14 protein-coding genes are annotated in these 17,848 nt (G+C 67.6%); 4 read left to right on the top strand and 10 right to left on the bottom strand.

The genetic code is table 11. From position 1 onward, the window contains the following. Positions 1–20 precede the first annotated feature (20 nt). Positions 21–722, bottom strand: a complete 702-nt coding sequence (locus BGO47_RS06020; RefSeq protein WP_292709538.1) for a YitT family protein — start codon at positions 720–722, stop codon at positions 21–23. Between the two features lie 126 nt (positions 723–848). On the opposite strand from BGO47_RS06020, the gene BGO47_RS06015 reads away from it, so the two are divergent. Next, positions 849–1,319: a transferase gene (locus tag BGO47_RS06015; protein ID WP_292709536.1), complete on the top strand. Its 471-nt coding sequence runs from the start codon at positions 849–851 to the stop codon at positions 1,317–1,319. Positions 1,320–1,439: 120 nt separating this feature from the next. Beyond that, positions 1,440–2,027: a LysR substrate-binding domain-containing protein gene (locus BGO47_RS06010; protein ID WP_366246876.1), complete on the top strand. Its 588-nt coding sequence runs from the start codon at positions 1,440–1,442 to the stop codon at positions 2,025–2,027. A 128-nt stretch (positions 2,028–2,155) separates the two neighbouring features. Here the strand turns inward: BGO47_RS06010 and BGO47_RS06005 are convergent, their stop codons facing one another. The 8 genes from BGO47_RS06005 to xylA all read right to left on the bottom strand — a co-directional run bounded on the left by BGO47_RS06005 (position 2,156) and on the right by xylA (position 14,067). Continuing rightward, positions 2,156–2,656, bottom strand: a complete 501-nt coding sequence (locus BGO47_RS06005; protein WP_292709534.1) for a glutaminase — start codon at positions 2,654–2,656, stop codon at positions 2,156–2,158. Between the two features lie 4 nt (positions 2,657–2,660). Beyond that, positions 2,661–3,851 carry a cation:proton antiporter gene (locus BGO47_RS06000; protein WP_292709533.1) on the bottom strand — a complete coding sequence of 397 codons (1,191 nt, stop codon included), beginning with the start codon at positions 3,849–3,851 and terminating at the stop codon, positions 2,661–2,663. Between the two features lie 106 nt (positions 3,852–3,957). Next, the gene (gene treZ, locus BGO47_RS05995) at positions 3,958–5,760 is read right to left on the bottom strand and encodes a malto-oligosyltrehalose trehalohydrolase (RefSeq protein ID WP_292709510.1); all 1,803 of its coding nucleotides are present in this window, start codon (positions 5,758–5,760) and stop codon (positions 3,958–3,960) included. Further along, positions 5,757–8,225, bottom strand: a complete 2,469-nt coding sequence (gene treY, locus BGO47_RS05990; protein ID WP_292709508.1) for a malto-oligosyltrehalose synthase — start codon at positions 8,223–8,225, stop codon at positions 5,757–5,759. Before treY ends, treZ begins: the two co-directional genes overlap by 4 nt. A gap of 2 nt (positions 8,226–8,227) precedes the next feature. After that, complete coding sequence (glgX, locus tag BGO47_RS05985; protein ID WP_292709506.1) at positions 8,228–10,438, bottom strand: glycogen debranching protein GlgX; 2,211 nt, start codon at positions 10,436–10,438, stop codon at positions 8,228–8,230. 97 nt (positions 10,439–10,535) lie between these two features. Further along, positions 10,536–11,258 (bottom strand): GTP pyrophosphokinase family protein, encoded by a 723-nt coding sequence (locus tag BGO47_RS05980; RefSeq protein ID WP_292709504.1) that lies wholly within the window; start codon positions 11,256–11,258, stop codon positions 10,536–10,538. 163 nt (positions 11,259–11,421) lie between these two features. After that, the gene (locus tag BGO47_RS05975; protein ID WP_292709502.1) at positions 11,422–12,756 is read right to left on the bottom strand and encodes an FGGY family carbohydrate kinase; all 1,335 of its coding nucleotides are present in this window, start codon (positions 12,754–12,756) and stop codon (positions 11,422–11,424) included. Positions 12,757–12,879: 123 nt separating this feature from the next. Then, a complete protein-coding gene (xylA, locus tag BGO47_RS05970; RefSeq protein WP_292709500.1) occupies positions 12,880–14,067 on the bottom strand; it encodes a xylose isomerase in 1,188 nt (395 codons plus the stop codon). A 91-nt stretch (positions 14,068–14,158) separates the two neighbouring features. On the opposite strand from xylA, the gene BGO47_RS05965 reads away from it, so the two are divergent. Next, positions 14,159–15,355 carry an ROK family protein gene (locus BGO47_RS05965; RefSeq protein ID WP_292709498.1) on the top strand — a complete coding sequence of 399 codons (1,197 nt, stop codon included), beginning with the start codon at positions 14,159–14,161 and terminating at the stop codon, positions 15,353–15,355. Here the strand turns inward: BGO47_RS05965 and BGO47_RS05960 are convergent. After that, positions 15,309–15,698, bottom strand: a complete 390-nt coding sequence (locus BGO47_RS05960; protein ID WP_292709497.1) for a response regulator — start codon at positions 15,696–15,698, stop codon at positions 15,309–15,311. The genes BGO47_RS05965 and BGO47_RS05960 overlap by 47 nt on opposite strands. Before the next feature lie 99 nt (positions 15,699–15,797). On the opposite strand from BGO47_RS05960, the gene BGO47_RS05955 reads away from it, so the two are divergent. Beyond that, positions 15,798–17,825 carry an ATP-binding protein gene (locus BGO47_RS05955; RefSeq protein ID WP_292709495.1) on the top strand — a complete coding sequence of 676 codons (2,028 nt, stop codon included), beginning with the start codon at positions 15,798–15,800 and terminating at the stop codon, positions 17,823–17,825. Positions 17,826–17,848: the final 23 nt, after the last annotated feature.

Below are 17,848 nucleotides of genomic sequence, written 5' to 3'. Positions count from 1 at the left end.
CGCCGGCGGCGGCCGCGCTCTCAGTGCCCGATGTACCGTCCCGGGCGGTGGTTCATCGCCAGCACGAGGTTCAGTACGACAGCGCCCAGACCGCTCAGCACCACGTTGGGCCACGGCACCACCAGCAGCGCCGCGGCAACGATGATGACATCGAAGATCATCTGGGTCCATCCGGCGCGGAACCCCCACCGGTCCTGCACGATGAGCGCGACGATGTTGATCCCACCGAGGCTCGCTCGGTGTCGGAACAAGATCAGCAGACCCACTCCGGCCAGAAGGTTCCCGCCGAGGGTCCCGTAGATCGGGTTGAGGTCATCAATGGAGAAGAGTGCGTGGTGCACCACCGACCAGCCCGAGACCAAGGCGATCGCAATGACAGTTCGGATCGTGAAGCTCCAGCCGCGCTGCCACACCGCCAGCACGGCGAAGGGCAGATTGATGAGCAGGAACAGCATCCAGAACGGCAACCCGGATGCGTACTGGATCAGCAGCGCGAGTCCTGCCGTGCCGCCGGTAACGGCCTCCGAGGACTGCAACAGGTAGAGCCCCAGTGATGCGGTGAAGGTACCGGTGAGGATGCCGAGCACGTCCTCCGCCGGCGAGTGTGCGGTGGCACGTTCGTCGAATACGAGGGTGCGGGTGGCCTCTGGAGCAGGGTGCGAGGACTGATCCGGGGTCTCCGAAGTCGTGTCATGCGCGTCGCCGAGATCGTCGGTTGGCATGCCTTCCATTCTCTGCCAATCCGATGTCGGGACTGTTCCGAAGAGATGTCAAGCCGGGAGACGACGAACCCGAGATCCGGCACCATTGCCGCTACAGAGAATTCAGCGGCAAGCGGATGCAGGGGAATGAATCTCCGTACCACGGCGTTGGGGATCGTACTGGGGCCGAACGGCCCCGTGGAGGAGATCGTGGGCAAGAACTACGTCGACATCGAGAACGACCACGGCGAGACACTGCGGTATCGCAAACACGCCAATGGCCGAGGACTGATCGCGCACGGGGCCAAAGTGCACCCGACGGCGATCGTCGAGGCTGGGGCGTATGTCGAACCCGGAGTTCAGATCGCCGCGGGCGCCCGAATCGGCCGCGGCGTGTGGATCGAATCGGACGCGCTCATCGGCCCGGAAGTCATCGTTGCGCCGCACGCGCACATCGGCCCGGGCGCGGCGGTAGGAGCCGGCTCCAAAATCGGCATCCGCACTGTCATCGGCGCTCACGCTCGCGTCGCCGTCGGCTCACTCCTGGGCGACGACGAGATCGTGGGCGAGAACGAGCGGGTCGCGACCGACCGTCGCGGGCTCCGCCTCGCCGCCTGAGATCACCTGCCTGAACCGCGTCGCCTGACGCCGTGGCGGTAGCCTGACGGGATGGCCAGGCACGACCGATCATCCCGAGCACGGGATACATCGACACCCGCGGGCCCGCCGCCAGCCGAGCTGTTCCGGCTCGGAGCGGTGCCCGGGGCGACGCCCGGTAAGTGGATCTCGCTATGGCGAGAACGCATGCCGCGAACGCGCCTCGAGCTGGTGGAGATCACTCCGGCTTCGCAGCGCGACCGCCTGCTGGCCGGGAGTGTTGACGCGGCGCTGGTCCGACTCCCGATCGACAAGACCGATCTTCACGCCATCCCGCTGTACGAGGAGATCCCGGTCGTGGTCTTCTCAAGCGACTCGACCCTGTCAGTGGCTGAAGAGCTTGCCCCCGAGGACCTGTCCGGCGAGGTGCTCATCGTTGCGCAGGATGACGTGCTGCAGCAGGCAGTTCCGGGAACCATCAAGCCGGGTTTCGCGCCCCCGCCAGACACCAAGGCAGCTGTCGCACTCGCGGCGGCCGGCGTCGGCATCCTGATCGTCCCGATGTCGCTCGCGCGACTGCATCACCGCAAGGACGTGACGTACCGGCCGTTCGCGGGCGGTACCACCTCCAGCATCGCGCTGGCATGGCTAGCCGAGCGCACCACGCCCGAGGTCGAGGCCTTCGTCGGCATCGTGCGGGGTCGCAGCGTCAATTCCTCCCGCGCGTAGCAACCCCGATACGGCGCCTCGGTCTCTCGCGGGTGTAGGAGATATCCGCAGCGCAGGAGGTTGGCGCCGGAATCCACCGACCTCCGCGATTTCGCCTACCTGCGCGACGAGTGCCGGTGCGGACAGGATCAGGTGGCACCCTGGGGCGGATGCCGAACCAGCTCGACCCGCTCGCGAACATAGGTTTCGGCATCCGCGTATCCGCCGCTCGTGCTCCAGCGCACGCGGAGAGCTCCGTCGATGACGGCCAGCGGCCCCATCTCGGCGGATGTCGGTTCGCTGAGCGACGAGACATCGAGCCGTCGCCATCCAAGATGCACAGCTGTGCCAGGCAGGATGCCGCCGCGAAACGCCGCTTCGGCCAGTCCCGCCCGGGCACGCTGGGACTCCGCGGTGTACCCGCGGCGCGCCGGCTCACGGGATCGCACGATCTCGCCGGTTGCGTAGAGGTCGGCCGCCCCGAGCAGGAGGACGCCGAGGTGCCATACCTCGTCGCGGAGGACGACCCGGGGCGAGCGCGGAATGCCGAGCATCCGAGGCGTCACGACCTCGCCGAGCAGTTCCCGCGGCGCAGCGGCGAGTTCGGCTCTGGCCCAGACGAGCAGATCGGGTAAATCAGCGGTTCTCACCGCGCTAGACCGCGTCGTCCAGCTCGGCCGGCACGCGGCTGACGCGCTCACCCCGCAAGAGCATCCCGACGAGCGGATAGATCAGCACCGACAGCATGCCGCCGGTGACGAGCAGCGCGGCCTGCGCCGACGTGAGGAGGTTCTCGTCGACGCCGATCGCGGTGACGGCAACGATGATCGGCAGGCCGGTGGCACCCAAGAGGCCGAGAGCGATCCGGTCGCGCACGCGTGATCCGGGCGGCGCGACGAGCATCGAGGGCAGACCCCGCACGATCAGCAGCGCGACAAGAACCACGGGCACGAACAACAGCAGCGTGGGGTTTTCCAGCAGCGCCGCGAGGTCGAAGGTGACGCCGGTGTAGATGAAGAAGATGGGCACGAGGAACCCGAAGGCGATGCCTTCGATCTTGCTCTCGACAGCCTCGCGATTTTCGTCGGATGCGTCGCGCATCATGAGCTGCCACACGATTCCTGCGGTGAAGGCGCCGAGCAGGATGTCGAGGTCGAGCGCGATACTCAGCGCAAGCAACCCTCCGAGGATCAGGAACACCACACGGATCGCGTACTGGCCCGACGTGTGCAATGTCGCACTCACGACGCGGTGCATCATGCCGTGCGGGATGCGGAAGGCTAACCAGATCGCGAACCCGGCGACCACCAGGAAGGCGGCGAGCACGATCGAGGCCGCCCCCGGATCGCGTCCGCCGAGGAAGACCGAGATCGCGACGAGCGGACCGAACTCGCCCACCGCACCGACTGCCGCGACCGCCTTGCCGAACGGAGTCTTCAGTTCGCCGGCGTCACGAAGGATCGGAAGGATCGTCCCCAGCGCCGTCGATGACAGCGCGATGCCGATGATGATCGCCGCCCCCAACGGCCCGACGAGCAGGCCGATCAGTATGCCGATCCCGAGCGAGAGGAGCCATCCGACCACTGCGTTACGGCCCGTGCGCCCGCGGAAAGCGGCGAAGTCAAGTTCTGATCCAGCGACGAAGAACAGCATCGCCAGACCGAACTGGGCGAGAGTCGCGAGGAACTCGACCGGCTCGACCCACGCCAGCACGGAGGGCCCGACGAGGATGCCCAGGACGAGTTCGAACACAACGATCGGCACCGCGAACCACCGCCCGATCACCCGGGTCAGCAGCGGCGCGAGCGCGGCCAGCAGCGGGACGATTAGTAGGTTCGCGGCCATCCCATCACGATAGCGAGCGGGAGCACATTCCCTCGACGCGAACCCACATCATCCGCGCGCACAGGCGTGTGGGCGCGCGCTGAAACCTGTGGGTTCGGCACTCGGGTCAGGGGGCGGGGGCGACGATCGCGGCGGAGTCGGGGGCGAGGGTGAGGACGGATGCCGCGCCCGTCGATTGGTGCCCCACCACCGCCGGGGCGATGACGGGAGCCGAATCCGGCCCTCCGGTGTGCAGCAGGATGACGGCAGCCGGCGCCACCGCGAAGGTGTGCGATGCCCCGGTGAGATTCACGAAAACAGACAGTTCGCCCCGCTGAAGGACGAACCACCGCGCCCGGGGATCCTCACCGTCGGCGCCGTTCCCCGACAGCGCGTCGCAGTCCGCGAACGCGGGGTCCGTCAGCTCGGGACGCTCACGTCGAAGCGCGGCGAGGTCACGGTAGAGCTGGAGAAGGCGCGCGTGGTCGACCCCCACCTCCGGCGATGTGGATGCCTCGGCCCAGCTGAGCTTCGAGCGGTGGAAGGTCTCGGGATCCTGCGGGTCCGGAACGATCGCGGGGTCCCAGCCCATCCGCGCGAACTCCTCGATGCGACCTTTCGCGGTGGCCTCCCCGAGCTCAGGCTCCGGATGCGACGTGAAGAACTGCCACGGCGTGGATGCTCCCCACTCCTCCCCCATGAACAGCATCGGCGTCCCGGGAGTAGTGAGCGTCAGGAGCGCGGCCACGGCGAGCCGGTCGGTGGACAGGGTCTGGCTGAGCCTGTCACCGGTGGCGCGATTGCCGATCTGATCATGGTCTTGCCCGAACGTCACCAGACGCCAGGTGGGCACTGTCGGCGGAATAGGGAAACCGTGATCCCGCCCGCGGAACGACGAGTAGGTGCCGTTGTGGAAGAACCCCTCGGTCCACACCTTCGGGAGAGCCCCGAGCGCCCCGAAGTCCTCGTAGTAGCCGACGGTCTCGCCGCTGACCGCGACGTGGAGTGCATGGTGGTAGTCGTCGCTCCACTGTGCGGTCAGTCCGTAGCCGCCGGCTTCCCGCGGCAGGATCAGGGTCGGGTCGTTCAGATCGGACTCCGCGATGAGGGTCAGCGGGCGACCCTGGTGCGCCGAGAGCGCGTCGGCGGCTTCGGTGATCTCCTGCAGGATGTGGGTCGGGCTCTCATCGTGCAGGGCATGCACGGCATCCAGTCGCAGTCCATCGACGTGGTAGTCGCGCAGCCACAGGAGCGTGTTCTCGACGATGAAATCACGCACTTCGCGCGCGTCGAGGTTCACCGACAGGCCCCACGTGTTGCGCGCCGCATCCCGAAGGTACGGACCGAACTCGGGCAGGTAGTTGCCACTCGGGCCGAGGTGGTTGTAGACGACGTCCTGGATGACGGCCAGGCCCGCGGCGTGCGCGGCATCCACGAACCGCTGGTAGGCGGCGGGGCCGCCGTAAGCCTCGTGGACGGTGTACCAGAGCACGCCGTCGTAGCCCCAGTTCCAGACGCCGTTGAACCCGTTGACCGGCAGCAGTTCGATGTGCGTGACCCCGAGCGAGACGAGGTGATCGAACCGACCGATCGCGGCATCCAGCGTGCCCTCGGGTGTAAACGTTCCCACGTGCAGCTCGTAGATCAGACCCCCGGCCAGCTGCCGCCCTGTCCAGGCCCCGTCGGTCCACTCGAACGCGCCGGCATCAAAGAAGGCGGATGCCTCGTGCACCCCCCGCGGTTGCCGACGCGACCGCGGATCGGGGCGTAGCGCGTCGGCGTCACCGAGGACGAAGCCGTATTCATCGCCATCGGCAAGCTCAACGTCCGCCACCCACCACCCGCGGTCTCCCGCGGTCATCGCCACATCGGGGTGGCCCGGTCGACGCATCCGTACCCGCTGCGCTCGGGGTGCCCAGACCTCGATCATGCTTCCTCCGCTTCGCTGAAACCCGAGACACCGAAGCCTGCATGAGACACCCCGTCACCCGCAGCGCCTCGACGCAGGTCGGGTGTTTGACGCGTCAAGAGCGCGACAGGCAGCGAGCCCAGCACGTCTGCCAGGGGCACCTCTCCGCCGGGATAGGCGCGGCCCGTCAGAGCGTCGGTCCAGGTGCCGCCGGGAATCAGCATCCGGGTGTCGGCCCAGCCGCCGCGTGCCACCAGCCCGACGGGCAGCCGGGTGGCGACGGCAACAGCGCCGCCCCGGTCGAAAGCTACAGCGTGGCCGGATGCCGAACCCAGCACCTGAACGGGCAAGTAGCGCGCGAACAATTCGGGTCGGTCGCGCCGCAAGCGCAACGCGCGCGACGTGACCAGGAGCTTCGCAGCTCCTGATGCATCGATGGCAGGCACGCGTCCTTCGGACTCCGCGCGGTCGAGCTCGGCGAGCATCGCTGCGCGCTGCGCAAAGTCGACGGCGCGACGGTTGTCGGGGTCCACCAGTGAGGTCTCCCACAACTCGGACCCCTGGTAGACGTCGGGAACTCCGGGACCTGCCAACTGCACGAGCTTCGCCGACAGCGCGTTGCTCCAGCCCGGCTGCGCGACCTCGTCGACGAAAGCCTCGACCAGCTCTCGCGCGGGACCGTAGGCGGCATCCACGACGGCGTGCATCCGGCGCTCGAAGTCGGCATCCGGATTCCACCACGTCGTCGCCTCTGCCGCTTCGCGCGCTGCCTTCTCGGCGTAAGCGTGGAGGCGCTCGGGGGTTGCGGGCCACGAGCCGATGATCGCCTGCCACAACAGAGAGTCGAACGGCCCGTGTCCGGTTGACGCCACGGCGCGGAGCTGTTCGAGCGCGGCGGCCCAGCGATGCGGGATCTCGGCGAGCACCGACAGGCGGGCACGCACATCCTCGCCGCGCTTGGTGTCGTGCGTCGACAGCGACGTCATCGATGCGGGGCGGTGCGCCTGCCTGCGGGCGAAGGCTTCGTGGAAGCCCTCGACCGTGAGCGAGAACACCGACGGATCTCCTCCGACCTCGGTGAGGGCACCCAGGCGCGTGGCGCGATAGAAGGCGGTGTCTTCGACGCCCTTGGCCATGACGGGGCCCGTCGTCTGCTGGAAGCGGCGAGCCACTTCGAGCGTCGGGTCGGCCAGCAGCGGCGCGAGCGCATCGATAGCCTCGGCCAGGTCGGGGCGACGAGCGGATGCCTCAGCCAGCGCTTCGTCGAGGGCCTCCCGCCCCGCGGGAAGGTAGGAGCGGTAGACGGGGAAGCAGGCGAGGAGCTCGGCCAGGGCATCGGTGGCATCCGAAGCAGCGAGCGCCACCTGCTCGGGCAGGCACCGCACGAGTCGGGCAATCTCGCTGCGTTGGATCGTGTCGGCGATCATCCGCTTGGTGTCGTGGATGAGGTCGGGCCAGGGCTGCGCTGGCGGCAGGCCCGTCGCGCCGCGCAACCGCTCATCAAGCGCGTCGAGGGCACCCTCGCCATGCGGGTCAATGAAGACGCGGTCGATCTCGGCCATGGCGTCGTACCCGGTGGTGCCGTCGGTGTCCCACCACGCCGGCAGCAACTCGGGATGCTCCGTCGCGCTGTGCTCGAGGATCTTCTCGACCAACGTGTACCGTCGCCCGGTGATCGCGCCGAGCCGTTCGAGGTAACCGCCGGGATCGACCAGCCCGTCGGGGTGGTCGATGCGCAGGCCATCGGCCAGGCCCTCCCGGAACCACCGCGCCACCTCTTCATGGGCCTCGTCGAAAACAACCGGGTCCTCGACGCGAACGCCTGCCAGGGTCGAGACGGCGAAAAAGCGCCGGTAGTTCAGCTCGGATGCCTCGAGCTGCCAGAACATCAGCTCGAAGTGCTGGCGAGCGAGCACCTGGCGGACGGCATCCGGGTACGACGTCGCCTCTCCCGGCGCGGTCCCCTCCGCGAGCGGGAACTCGTGATCGAAGTACCGCAGGGTGCCGTGCGGCGCACGGGCCGTGGGCTTCGGGTCGACGCGAATCTCCATCGCATCGATGGCCTCGTCGGCCTCCGATCCGAGCACCGGGACCCGCACCTTGCCGCCACCGAACTCCCAATCGATGTCGAACGCTGCCGCATACCGCGAGCTTCTGCCCCGAAGCAGCACGTCCCACCACCAGGGGTTTTCGACCGGCACCGCGATCCCCATGTGGTTGGGAACCGTATCGATGAGGATGCCGAGCCCTGCCGCCCGCGCGGCCGCGGCATAACGCTCCAGCCCCGCCGCCCCGCCGCGGGCGGGATCCACGCGGGTCGGATCGACGACGTCGTAGCCGTGGTCGGAGCCGGTGGTCGATTGCAGCAGGGGCGAGAGGTACGCCCACCCCACGCCGAGATCACGCAGGTATCCGGTGACGGCGGCTGCGGCATCCAGGTCGAACGCGGCGCGGATCTGCAGGCGGTACGTCGACGTGGGATGCATCACTACCTCGGCAGTTCTTCCTTGGGGGCAGCTCCCGGGACTTCGTCCATCTGGACCGTTCCGGTCGCCAGCGACGCGGCGACGAATCTGTCGACCTCGACCTCTTCTTCGACGTGCTCGCACAGCACGACCACCGACTTCGCCGCGAGGTCGAGGACCGCCCCGGGATGGACGGGCTCGGTGTTCGCGAGGGTTCCCGCCGTGTCGACCAGCACATCCCAGTTGGGGCTGAAATCGACATCCGGCAGCCTGAACTCGACCGGCTCGTCACCAGCATTGAACAGCACGAGGAAGTGCCGGTCAGTGATCGGCTCGCCCCGGCGGTCGCGCTCACGGATGCCGTTCCCATTGAGGAACACGCCGATCGACCGTCCGAATCCGGAGTCCCAGTCTTCTGGCTGCATCTGTGTGCCATCGGGCCGAAGCCACACGATGTCGGGGATGCGCTCGACCTCTTCGCGGCGCACGGGACGGCCATCGAAGAAGCGACGTCGCCGGAACGTGGGGTGGTCGCGACGCAGCCGCGCGAGCGCGGAGGTGAAGTCGATCAGACTCGCGTCAACGTGCTCCCAATCGATCCACGTGATCTCGTTGTCTTGCGCGTAACCGTTGTTGTTCCCTCGCTGCGTGCGGCCGAGCTCGTCGCCGTGCAGGAGCATGGGCACACCCTGCGACAGCAGCAGCGTCGCGATGAAGTTGCGCTGCATCCGCTCGCGCAGTTCATTGATCTGGGGGTCATCGGTGGGGCCCTCGACACCGAAGTTCATCGACCGGTTGTCATCGGCACCGTCGCGGCCGTCCTCGCCGTTGGCGTCGTTGTGCTTCTGCTCGTATGAGACGAGGTCGCGCAGGGTGAACCCGTCGTGCGCCGTGACGAAGTTGATGGATGCCACCGGCCAGCGACCCGAGTGGGCATACAGGTCGCTCGACCCGGTGAGCCGAGAGGCGAACTCACCGAGCGCCTGCGGCTCGCCCCGCCAGAAGTCCCGGACGGTGTCGCGGTACTTGCCGTTCCACTCGGTCCACTGCGGGGGGAAGTTCCCGACCTGGTAGCCGCCGGGGCCGACATCCCAGGGCTCGGCGATGAGCTTGACCTGACTGACCACCGGATCTTGCTGCACGAGCTCGAAGAAGGTGGCGAGCCGGTCGACGTCATAGAACTCTCGGGCGAGGGTCGCGGCGAGGTCGAAACGGAATCCGTCGACATGCATCTCGAGCACCCAGTACCGCAGCGAGTCCATGATCAGCTGCAGCGCGTGCGGGTTGCCGACGTTCAGGCTGTTGCCTGTGCCGGTGTAGTCGGTGTAGTACCGCTTGTCGTCATTTTCGAGTCGGTAGTACGCCTCGTTGTCGATGCCGCGGAACGAGAGCGTAGGCCCGAGATGGTTTCCCTCAGCGGTGTGGTTGTAGACGACATCCAGGATGACCTCGATACCGGCCTCGTGCAGGGCACGCACCATCCCCTTGAACTCCTGCACCTGCTGACCGCGCTGCCCGGAGGACGCGTAGGTGTTCTGCGGCGCGAGGAAGGCGATGGTGTTGTAGCCCCAGTAGTTGGACAGGCCCTTCTCTTCCAGCATCGAGTCGTTGATGAACTGGTGCACCGGAAGCAGCTCGATCGCGGTGACGCCGAGACGCTTGAGGTGCTCGATGATGAGCGGGTGAGCGATGGCGCTGTAGGTGCCGCGGATCTCATCGGGGATGTCGGGATGCCGCATCGTCAGCCCCCTGACGTGGGCTTCGTAGATGAAGGATTCCGAATAGGGGATGCGGAGCGGGCGATCACCACCCCAGTCGAAGAAGGGGTTTATGACAACGCCCTTCATCATCTCGGCTGCGGAGTCGTCGTCGTTGCGGGAGTCGGGGTCGCCGAAGGTGTAGCCGAACACCGACTGGCCCCAGGTCACCTGTCCGTCGACAGCCTTCGCGTAGGGGTCGAGCAGCAGCTTGTTGGGGTTGAACCGTTTGCCGGATGCGGGGTCGTACTCGCCGTGGACGCGGTAGCCGTAGCGCTGGCCTGGCGCGATGTTCGGCAGGTACGCGTGCCACACATAGGCATCGACCTCGAGCATGTCTACGCGGGTTTCGCGGCCGCGCTCGCCGAACAGGCAGAGCTCGACGCGCTCAGCGCCCTCACTGAAGAGGGCGAAGTTGGTTCCGTTCCCATCGAAGGTCGCACCCAACGGATACGCCGACCCTGGCCATGTTTGCACGGCACCCCTTCCCGGTGGGATTCCACCCTAGTCGAGCGGGGTTTCCAGGTGGGGGTGGTTGCTCCGGAGAACTCGGCCCTGCTAGAGCGGGGCCAGGTCAGACCTCGAGTGTGCGGGGCGACGTTGGACGGATGCCGTGCACCTGGCGGTGCAGCCGCTGCATCCGTTCGTCGAGCTCTGAGGCGCTGGCTGCGGCATCCTTCAACTCCGCAAGCAGGGTCTCGGGCACCTGACGGTCGAACTTGTAGTAGATCTTGTGCTCGAGGCTCGCCCAGAAATCCATCGCGATCGTGCGGAACTGGACCTCGACCGGGACATCGACCCGGCCGGTCGAGAGGAACACGGGAACCCTCACGATCGCGTGCAGGCTCTTGTAGCCATTGGGCTTCGGATCGGCGATGTAGTCCTTGACCGAATGCACCTGGATGTCGTCCTGCTGGGTGAGGAGGTCAAAGAGGCGATACGTGTCCGCGACAAAACTGCACGTGACACGGATGCCCGCGATGTCGGTGATGTGCGTGCGGATCGAGTCGAAGTCTCCGTCGATGCCCTTGCGGCCGACCTTGGCGACGAGACTGTCGGCGGATTTCACGCGACTGGAGATGTGCTCGATCGGGTTGTAGTCGTGCAGTTGCAGAAACTCGTCGCGCAGGATCTCGACCTTCGTCTCGATCTCTTTCAGGCCGAACTGGTAGGGCAACAGAAAGCGCTGCACCTCGTCGCGCGCCGCCCTCAACTGCGACAGCGAGACGGTCACCTCGTCGGACGGATGCTCCGGGAACGGTGGAATCGCGGGGTCGGTGGCCGGCGCGTGACTCATGCCCCCAACCTATGAAGCGCGGGTACGAGATCGCTGTGAGCCCAGCATCCGGTTTGGTGCCCCGCCACTCGCACGAGACTGATTTGTGCCCGCGAGACTTCGCACGCCGGCGCCTGTCTCACGGGCACGGTGCAGTCTCGCGGTCGGCGAAGAGGCGGGCTCGTCAGGCGAGCACCGACGCCGCCTGACGAGCGGCGCCGAGGGCCACGTACTCGCCGGGCGCCGGCACCTCGACCGGCATCCCGAAGACCGCCGGAGCTATCTTGCGCACCGCCTCGGACTGGGCGCCACCGCCGATCAGGAGTGCGCGCTGCAGCGGAACACCGAGGGCTCGCAGAGCGTCAAGACCCGCGCCAAGCCCCGAGAGCATTCCCTCCACCGCGGCGCGGGCGAGATTCTCGCGGGTCGTTGAGCGCAGTGTCATGCCCGTGACGGATGCCGTTGCATCCGGCAGGTTGGGGGTGCGCTCGCCCTCGAAGTAGGGCACGAGCGTGAGCCCTCCAGCCCCGGGATCTGCGGCGAGCGCGAGGCCGCTGAGACCGTCGTGGTCGACGCCGAGCACACCGGCGATCGCGTCGAGCACCCGCGCCGCGTTGAGGGTCGCCACCAGCGGGAGGAAGTGACCGTCGGCGTCGGCGAAGCCCGCGACGGTGCCTGACGGGTCGATCGTCCGCCGGTCACTCACGGCGAAGACCGTACCGCTCGTGCCGATCGAGACGACGACATCGCCGGTTCCGGCACCCACCCCGAGGGCAGCGCCCGCGTTGTCGCCGGCGCCGGGTGCCACATGCCGCCCACCGGCATCCGTCACCCACTCGCGCGGGCCGAGCACCCGAGGAAGCACCGCGTCGTGGCCGAGCGCCGCAGTCAGGAGGTCGCGGTCGTAGCCGTCGGTGATGACCTTTCCCGCTGCGTCCGCCACCCAGGCATCCGGCGACCAGTACCCCGTGCCCGAGGCATCCGAACGGTCGGTGATGAGTTCTTCGAGGACGGGGCCGCGCGCCGACTCACCCATCGGACCGAAGCCCCGCAGCCGCCACGTCAGCCAGTCATGCGGGAGCGCGACGGCCGCGACCCGGGCCGCGCTCGCGGGCTCGTGATCGCGCAGCCAGCGCAGCTTCGTGATGGTGAACGAGGCAACCGGCACGAGTCCCGTGCGCCGGGCAAGGTCCTCCGCGCCGAACTCGGCGATGAGGTCGCTGGCCGCCCCGGCTGACCGGGTGTCGTTCCACAGCAGCGCCGGGCGGATAACTCGGCCCTCGGCATCCAGCACGACCATGCCGTGCTGCTGCCCGCCGATCGACCACGCGGTGACATCCTCGGTGCCGCCCGCCGCGGCAATCGCCTCCTGCAGCGCCTCCCACCACGAGCCCGGGTCGACCTCGGTGCCGGCCGGATGCAACGCACGGCCTTCCCGCACGATGGCGCCGGTCTCGGCATCCGTGATCACGACTTTGCACGACTGCGTCGACGAGTCGACCCCCATCACCAGCGTCATTGCTTCTCCTCGCGTTTCGTGGGCTGATCTCTCACGCGAGGGGTCGCAATGTGCCGCCTGTGGGCACATGCCTGCGGCGTGTTGCGACCCCTCGCGAGCGAGAACCCGGCCAGATTGCGTGCCTTAGCGCGCACCCATGAGGTGCTCGGTAGCCAGCTGCTGGAGGCGCACGAAGCCGAATCCCTTGCCACCGAAGTACTGCGCCGGGTCGAACTCCTCGTACGCCGAGCGGTCAGCAAGCAGCTCGTCGTAGGACTCACCCTCGCCGAGCGTGGTCACCGACAGCTCGGGCACGCGTGCGGCAGCGAGCGCCTCTTGCACCTCGGGGTCGGCGCGGAATGCCTGTGCCCGCTCCTTGAGCAGGAGGTAGGTGCGCATGTTGGCGGCAGCGGAGTCCCACACCCCGGTCTCGTCTTCGGTGCGGCTGGGCTTGTAGTCGAAGTGGCGGGGGCCCTCGTAGGCCGGCCCACCGTTCGGGCCGCCGTTTTCGAGCAGGTCGACGAGCGCGAAGGCGTTGTGCAGGTCACCGTGACCGAACACGAGGTCCTGGTCGTACTTGATGCCCCGCTGGCCGTTGAGGTCGATGTGGTAGAGCTTGCCGTGGTAGAGCGCCTGGGCGATGCCTGCGGCGAAGTTGAGCCCCGCCATCTGCTCGTGGCCTACCTCGGGGTTCAGGCCCACGAGCTCGGGACGCTCGAGCGACTCGATGAAGGCGAGGGCGTGACCGACGGTGGGCAGCAGGATGTCGCCGCGGGGCTCGTTGGGCTTGGGCTCGATCGCGAAGCGGATGTCGTAGCCCTTGTCGGTCACGTAGTCGCCGAGCAGGTTCACCGCCTCGCGGTAGCGCTCCAGGGCTGCACGGATGTCTTTCGCCGCGTCATACTCGGCACCTTCGCGCCCACCCCACATGACGAAGGTCGCAGCTCCCAGCTCGGCGGCCAGGTCGAGGTTGCGCAGCACCTTGCGGAGGGCAAAGCGGCGCACCTGGCGGTCGTTGGAGGTGAACCCGCCGTCCTTGAAGACGGGGGCCGAGAACAGGTTGGTGGTGACCATGGGGACGATCAGGCCCGTGTCGGCCAGGGCCGCCTTGAGCCGGTCGATCTGCGTCTGGCGCTCGGCATCGCTCGAGCCGAAGGCGAACAGGTCATCGTCGTGGAAGGTCAGGCCGTAGGCGCCCAACTCGGCGAGCTTCTCCACGGCGTGCACGACATCCAGGTGCGGACGGGTGGGGCCACCGAACGGGTCGGCGCCGTTGTAGCCGATGGTCCAAAGACCGAACGAGAACTTGTCGGCGGGGGTGGGGGTGGGCATGACTGCTCCTTCGCACGAGGCACGCGGATAATTGTTGCGAGCAACAACCTATACCACGACGGATGCCGCCGCTATCCCCTACAGTGAACGCATGCTCGAGCCGGGAACCGACAGCGTCAGGACTCGCAATCTCGCTCGCATTCTCGGGCAGGTCCACCTCGAAGGAGCCCGGTCACGGGCCGCTCTGACCCTCGCTACCGGGCTGAACCGTTCGACGATCGCTGATCTCGTGGCCGAACTGTGCACGGCTGGCCTGGTGACCGAGACCGCGCCCGACCCTTCTCGACGGGTGGGTCGTCCATCGCCGATCGTCACCGCAGACCGGCGGGTGGTCGCGGTCGCCGTCAACCCCGAGGTGGATGCCGTGACGATCGCGGCAGTCGCCCTCGACCAGTCGATCGCCACCCGCCTTCGCATCGAGCGCACCGAGCTCATCACTCCCGGCGAGACTGCCACCCTCGTGGCCGACACCATCGCCAACTGGCGGGAGACCGCGCTCGCAGATCACCACATCGTGGGCATCGGAGTCGCCGTCCCGGGGCTGGTCCGCGCGCGCGACGGCCTGGTGCGCACCGCACCACACCTCGAGTGGCACGATGCGCCGATCCGCGAACTCGTCGCCGACGCGACGGGGCTGCCGACAGCCGTCGACAACGACGCAACCCTCGGCGCGGTTGCCGAGCATCTGTACGGCGCGGCGCGCGGACTCGACCACGTCGTCTACCTCAACGGCGGCGCGAGCGGTATCGGTGGCGGTCTCATCGTTCACGGGATGCCGGTACGCGGCGTTTCGGGCTACGCCGGCGAGTTCGGCCAGAACCGTCCCGGCATCGCCGCCGCGACCGATCAACAAGCCCCCGACGGCGTCCTGGAAGACGAGGTCAGCCGCTCACGACTCCTGCGTGCAGTAGGCCTGACCAGCGCTGACGACCCGACGTTGGCGGCAGCGCTGTCGACGTCCGATGAGCCCGCCGTAGCGGCTGAGACGGACAGGCAGCGGCGGGTCCTGGCAACAGCTCTCGCGAATGCCGTCAACGTCCTGAACCCTCGCGCGATCGTGCTCGGCGGCTTCCTTGCGATGCTCGCTGAGGGAGCAGCCGATCAGCTCACCGAGCTCGTTCGCGCGCAGTCGATGCCCGCGAACGCCGAGGACGTGGACATCCGAGCCGCAGTTCTCGCCGATGACCGACTCTTGATCGGCGCTGCGGAGGCAGCCTTCGCTGCCCTGCTCGCAGATCCGCTCAGCCAGATGCCGGCGCGCCCGCATCCGGCGGAAGGAGCGCGCTGACCGCACTGAGCAGCTCCGCCTTTGTGAAGGGCTTGGTCACGACAGCCGAGAAGCCTTCCCCTCGGGCGTATTCGTGCTCTGCGGGATCTGAGCGGGCGGTGAGAAGCAGCAGCGGCAGGTTCGCGAGCGACGCATCTGCCCGAACCGCCTGGGCGACGGCGATGCCGTCCATGCCAGGCATCATCCAGTCAACAACCGCAAGGTCGGGACTCGTGGACTGGATAGCCCGCAATCCGGAGGTGCCGTCGTAGTACTCGTCGATCTCGTGGCCGGCGCGCGCGAGCCGGATCGCGACGAGCCGCACGATGTCCGCGTCGTCATCGATGACGATGATGCGCGCCACACGACCCTCCGTTCGGTAAAAGACTGCTTCAGGCCTGCGAAAGGCCCTGCTGTGAGCCATGCTAGTGCGAAGGGGTGGGCACGTCAGAAGGGATCGGGCATGACGCGGCCAAGCGTTGCGGCGACCATCGGTCAGGCCGCGCCCGTGTGGCGAGCGGTCTGCGTCACTGGGCTGGTCACGCTGGGCGGGGCTCTCGCCGTCGTCTTCGCCCTCGAACAGCGTGGCGAGATGGGCCTGGCGTGGTGGTGGCCGACGGCTGCTGTCGGCGCGATCGCCGTTGCGGCCTCGCCGTCGCGGTGGCGATGGCTCACGGCGGTCGCGGTGGCGCTGGCGTCGGGGCTCGGCTCGGCGGTTGCCGGCCGCCCATTCCTCGTGGTGATTCTGGGGTCGCTCGGGGTCGCAGTCGAAGTGTGGGTGGTTGCGACAGCGGTCTCGCGCGAGCAGGATCGACCCCGGCTGACAACATTGACGGATGTCGGTCGTTTCGCCATCGGGGCGATCAGCGGAGCAGCCATCGTCGGTGCGTTCGTGGGAGTTGCCCGCGAGTTCAGCGGCGGCGACTTCGTGGACGCCTTCTGGACGATCGGCGCGTCCCACCTCTCGGCGATGGTGCTGATCGCGCCACTCGGCCTCATCGCCATCCCACGTGCAGCATCCGCACGCTGGTGGCGCAGCGTCGTCCTCACCGTGGCCATGCTCGCCGCCACGGCAATCGCATTCTTCCCCGGCACACCTGTCCCCCTTCCGATCCTCGCCATGCCGCTCATGGCCTGGGCAGCGGTTGCAGAACCCATGTTCTTCGTCGCCGTGCAGCTTCTCGCGGTCGTTGGCACAGCCGCGGGGCTGACCGTCATCGGCGGGGGAGCGTACGCCGCCGCCAGCTCGGAGCTTCCGACAGCGACGGCGCTCCAGGTCTTCACGATCTGCCTCGGTGCGACCACTCTCGCGATCTCGGCTTCGCAGAACGACAGACGCGCACTCGAGAACAGACAGATGGCGGTATCGCACCTGCTTCACGACGCGTTCCGGCAGTCCAAGAGCGGGTTCGCGATCCTCCAAGAGGACAGCCCGGGCAAGTACTCCGTTCTGGAAGTCAACGCCTCGGCGGTCGTCCTGCTGCGCAGCGAATTCGAACGCGCGGATACGGGGCGCTGGCGCCTTCGCGAGGATGCGCTCCTGCGACCGTCGCTTGCCGAGGCCACCTACGACGTCTCGGTGACTGTCGATTGGGAGGATGTCGCACCCGGGAACCCGCCGGCCACGATCACAATCGACGCTGTCAACCGCTCCGGCCTGAACCGCGTACTCCTCGTCTCGGTGCAGGACCTGCGGCCGCTTCGTGAAGCGGAGCGCGAGATGGAGTGGCGGTTGGAGCGCGAACGCCAGGTGAGCCGAACGTTCCAGGCCCTCACACAGCAGAAAGTCGACTTCGTCGCGAGTGTCACGCACGAGCTGAGAACCCCGATCACATCGATCCTCGGATTCGCCGAGGAGCTCAGCGACACGACCGACGACCCGAACGTTCGCGAACAGGTGGACGTGATCCTCAGAAACGCGACGCGGCTACGCGGGGTGATCGACGACGTACTGCTGGTGTCGAAGCTGAGCCGAGGGCCTTCCTCAGCTGACGCTCTGCCCGTCACGGATGCCGGGCTCGCGCTGCAACGCAGCGTCGAAGACGCGAAGCACAGCATCCAGCAACGTCACCTTCGGGTTGCCGCCGAGATCGAGGCAGATCTACCCGTCCACGGCCGCGAGATCGACCTCACGCGTGTTTTCACCAACATCCTCACCAACGCGATCAAGTTCTCGCCGGATCGCGGGACGATCTCGATCGTGGCGTACCGTACCGACCATCAGGTGGTCGTCACGATCTCGGACCAGGGCGAGGGCATCGCCGAGGAGGATCTGACGCACATTTTCGACCGGTTCTATCGAAGCTCCTCGAGCACGAGCCGCGGGGTCCCGGGGACAGGCCTCGGCCTCGCCATCGTCAAAGAGCTCCTGTCGGCCATGGACGGCCGGATCGAGCTGGCTCGCGCAGAGCCGGTGGGCACCTGCGCGCAGATCACCCTTCCGATCGCTGACACGGAACCACCCGAGCTCTCCAGCGGCATGAGCTCCTGAGCCCCGGCCGCGATCCGGATTCG

Origin of the sequence: Microbacterium sp. 67-17 (assembly GCF_001898325.1) — a bacterium.
GTDB classification, from domain to species: domain Bacteria; phylum Actinomycetota; class Actinomycetes; order Actinomycetales; family Microbacteriaceae; genus Microbacterium; species Microbacterium schleiferi.
Note: the sequence above shows the minus strand (reverse complement) of the source record. Positions and strands in the feature narration are given on the sequence as shown.

Bases quoted from the DNA above. Each gene is read 5' to 3' on its own strand.
- BGO47_RS06020 (WP_292709538.1), bottom strand. From the start codon at position 722: ATGCCAACCGACGATCTCGGCGACGCGCATGACACGACTTCGGAGACC.
- xylA (WP_292709500.1), bottom strand. From the start codon at position 14,067: ATGCCCACCCCCACCCCCGCCGACAAGTTCTCGTTCGGTCTTTGGACC.
- BGO47_RS05980 (WP_292709504.1), bottom strand. From the start codon at position 11,258: ATGAGTCACGCGCCGGCCACCGACCCCGCGATTCCACCGTTCCCGGAG.
- treY (WP_292709508.1), bottom strand. From the start codon at position 8,225: ATGCATCCCACGTCGACGTACCGCCTGCAGATCCGCGCCGCGTTCGAC.
- BGO47_RS06000 (WP_292709533.1), bottom strand. From the start codon at position 3,851: ATGGCCGCGAACCTACTAATCGTCCCGCTGCTGGCCGCGCTCGCGCCG.
- treZ (WP_292709510.1), bottom strand. From the start codon at position 5,760: ATGATCGAGGTCTGGGCACCCCGAGCGCAGCGGGTACGGATGCGTCGA.
- BGO47_RS05955 (WP_292709495.1), top strand. From the start codon at position 15,798: ATGACGCGGCCAAGCGTTGCGGCGACCATCGGTCAGGCCGCGCCCGTG.
- BGO47_RS05975 (WP_292709502.1), bottom strand. From the start codon at position 12,756: ATGACGCTGGTGATGGGGGTCGACTCGTCGACGCAGTCGTGCAAAGTC.
- BGO47_RS05965 (WP_292709498.1), top strand. From the start codon at position 14,159: ATGCTCGAGCCGGGAACCGACAGCGTCAGGACTCGCAATCTCGCTCGC.
- BGO47_RS06015 (WP_292709536.1), top strand. From the start codon at position 849: ATGAATCTCCGTACCACGGCGTTGGGGATCGTACTGGGGCCGAACGGC.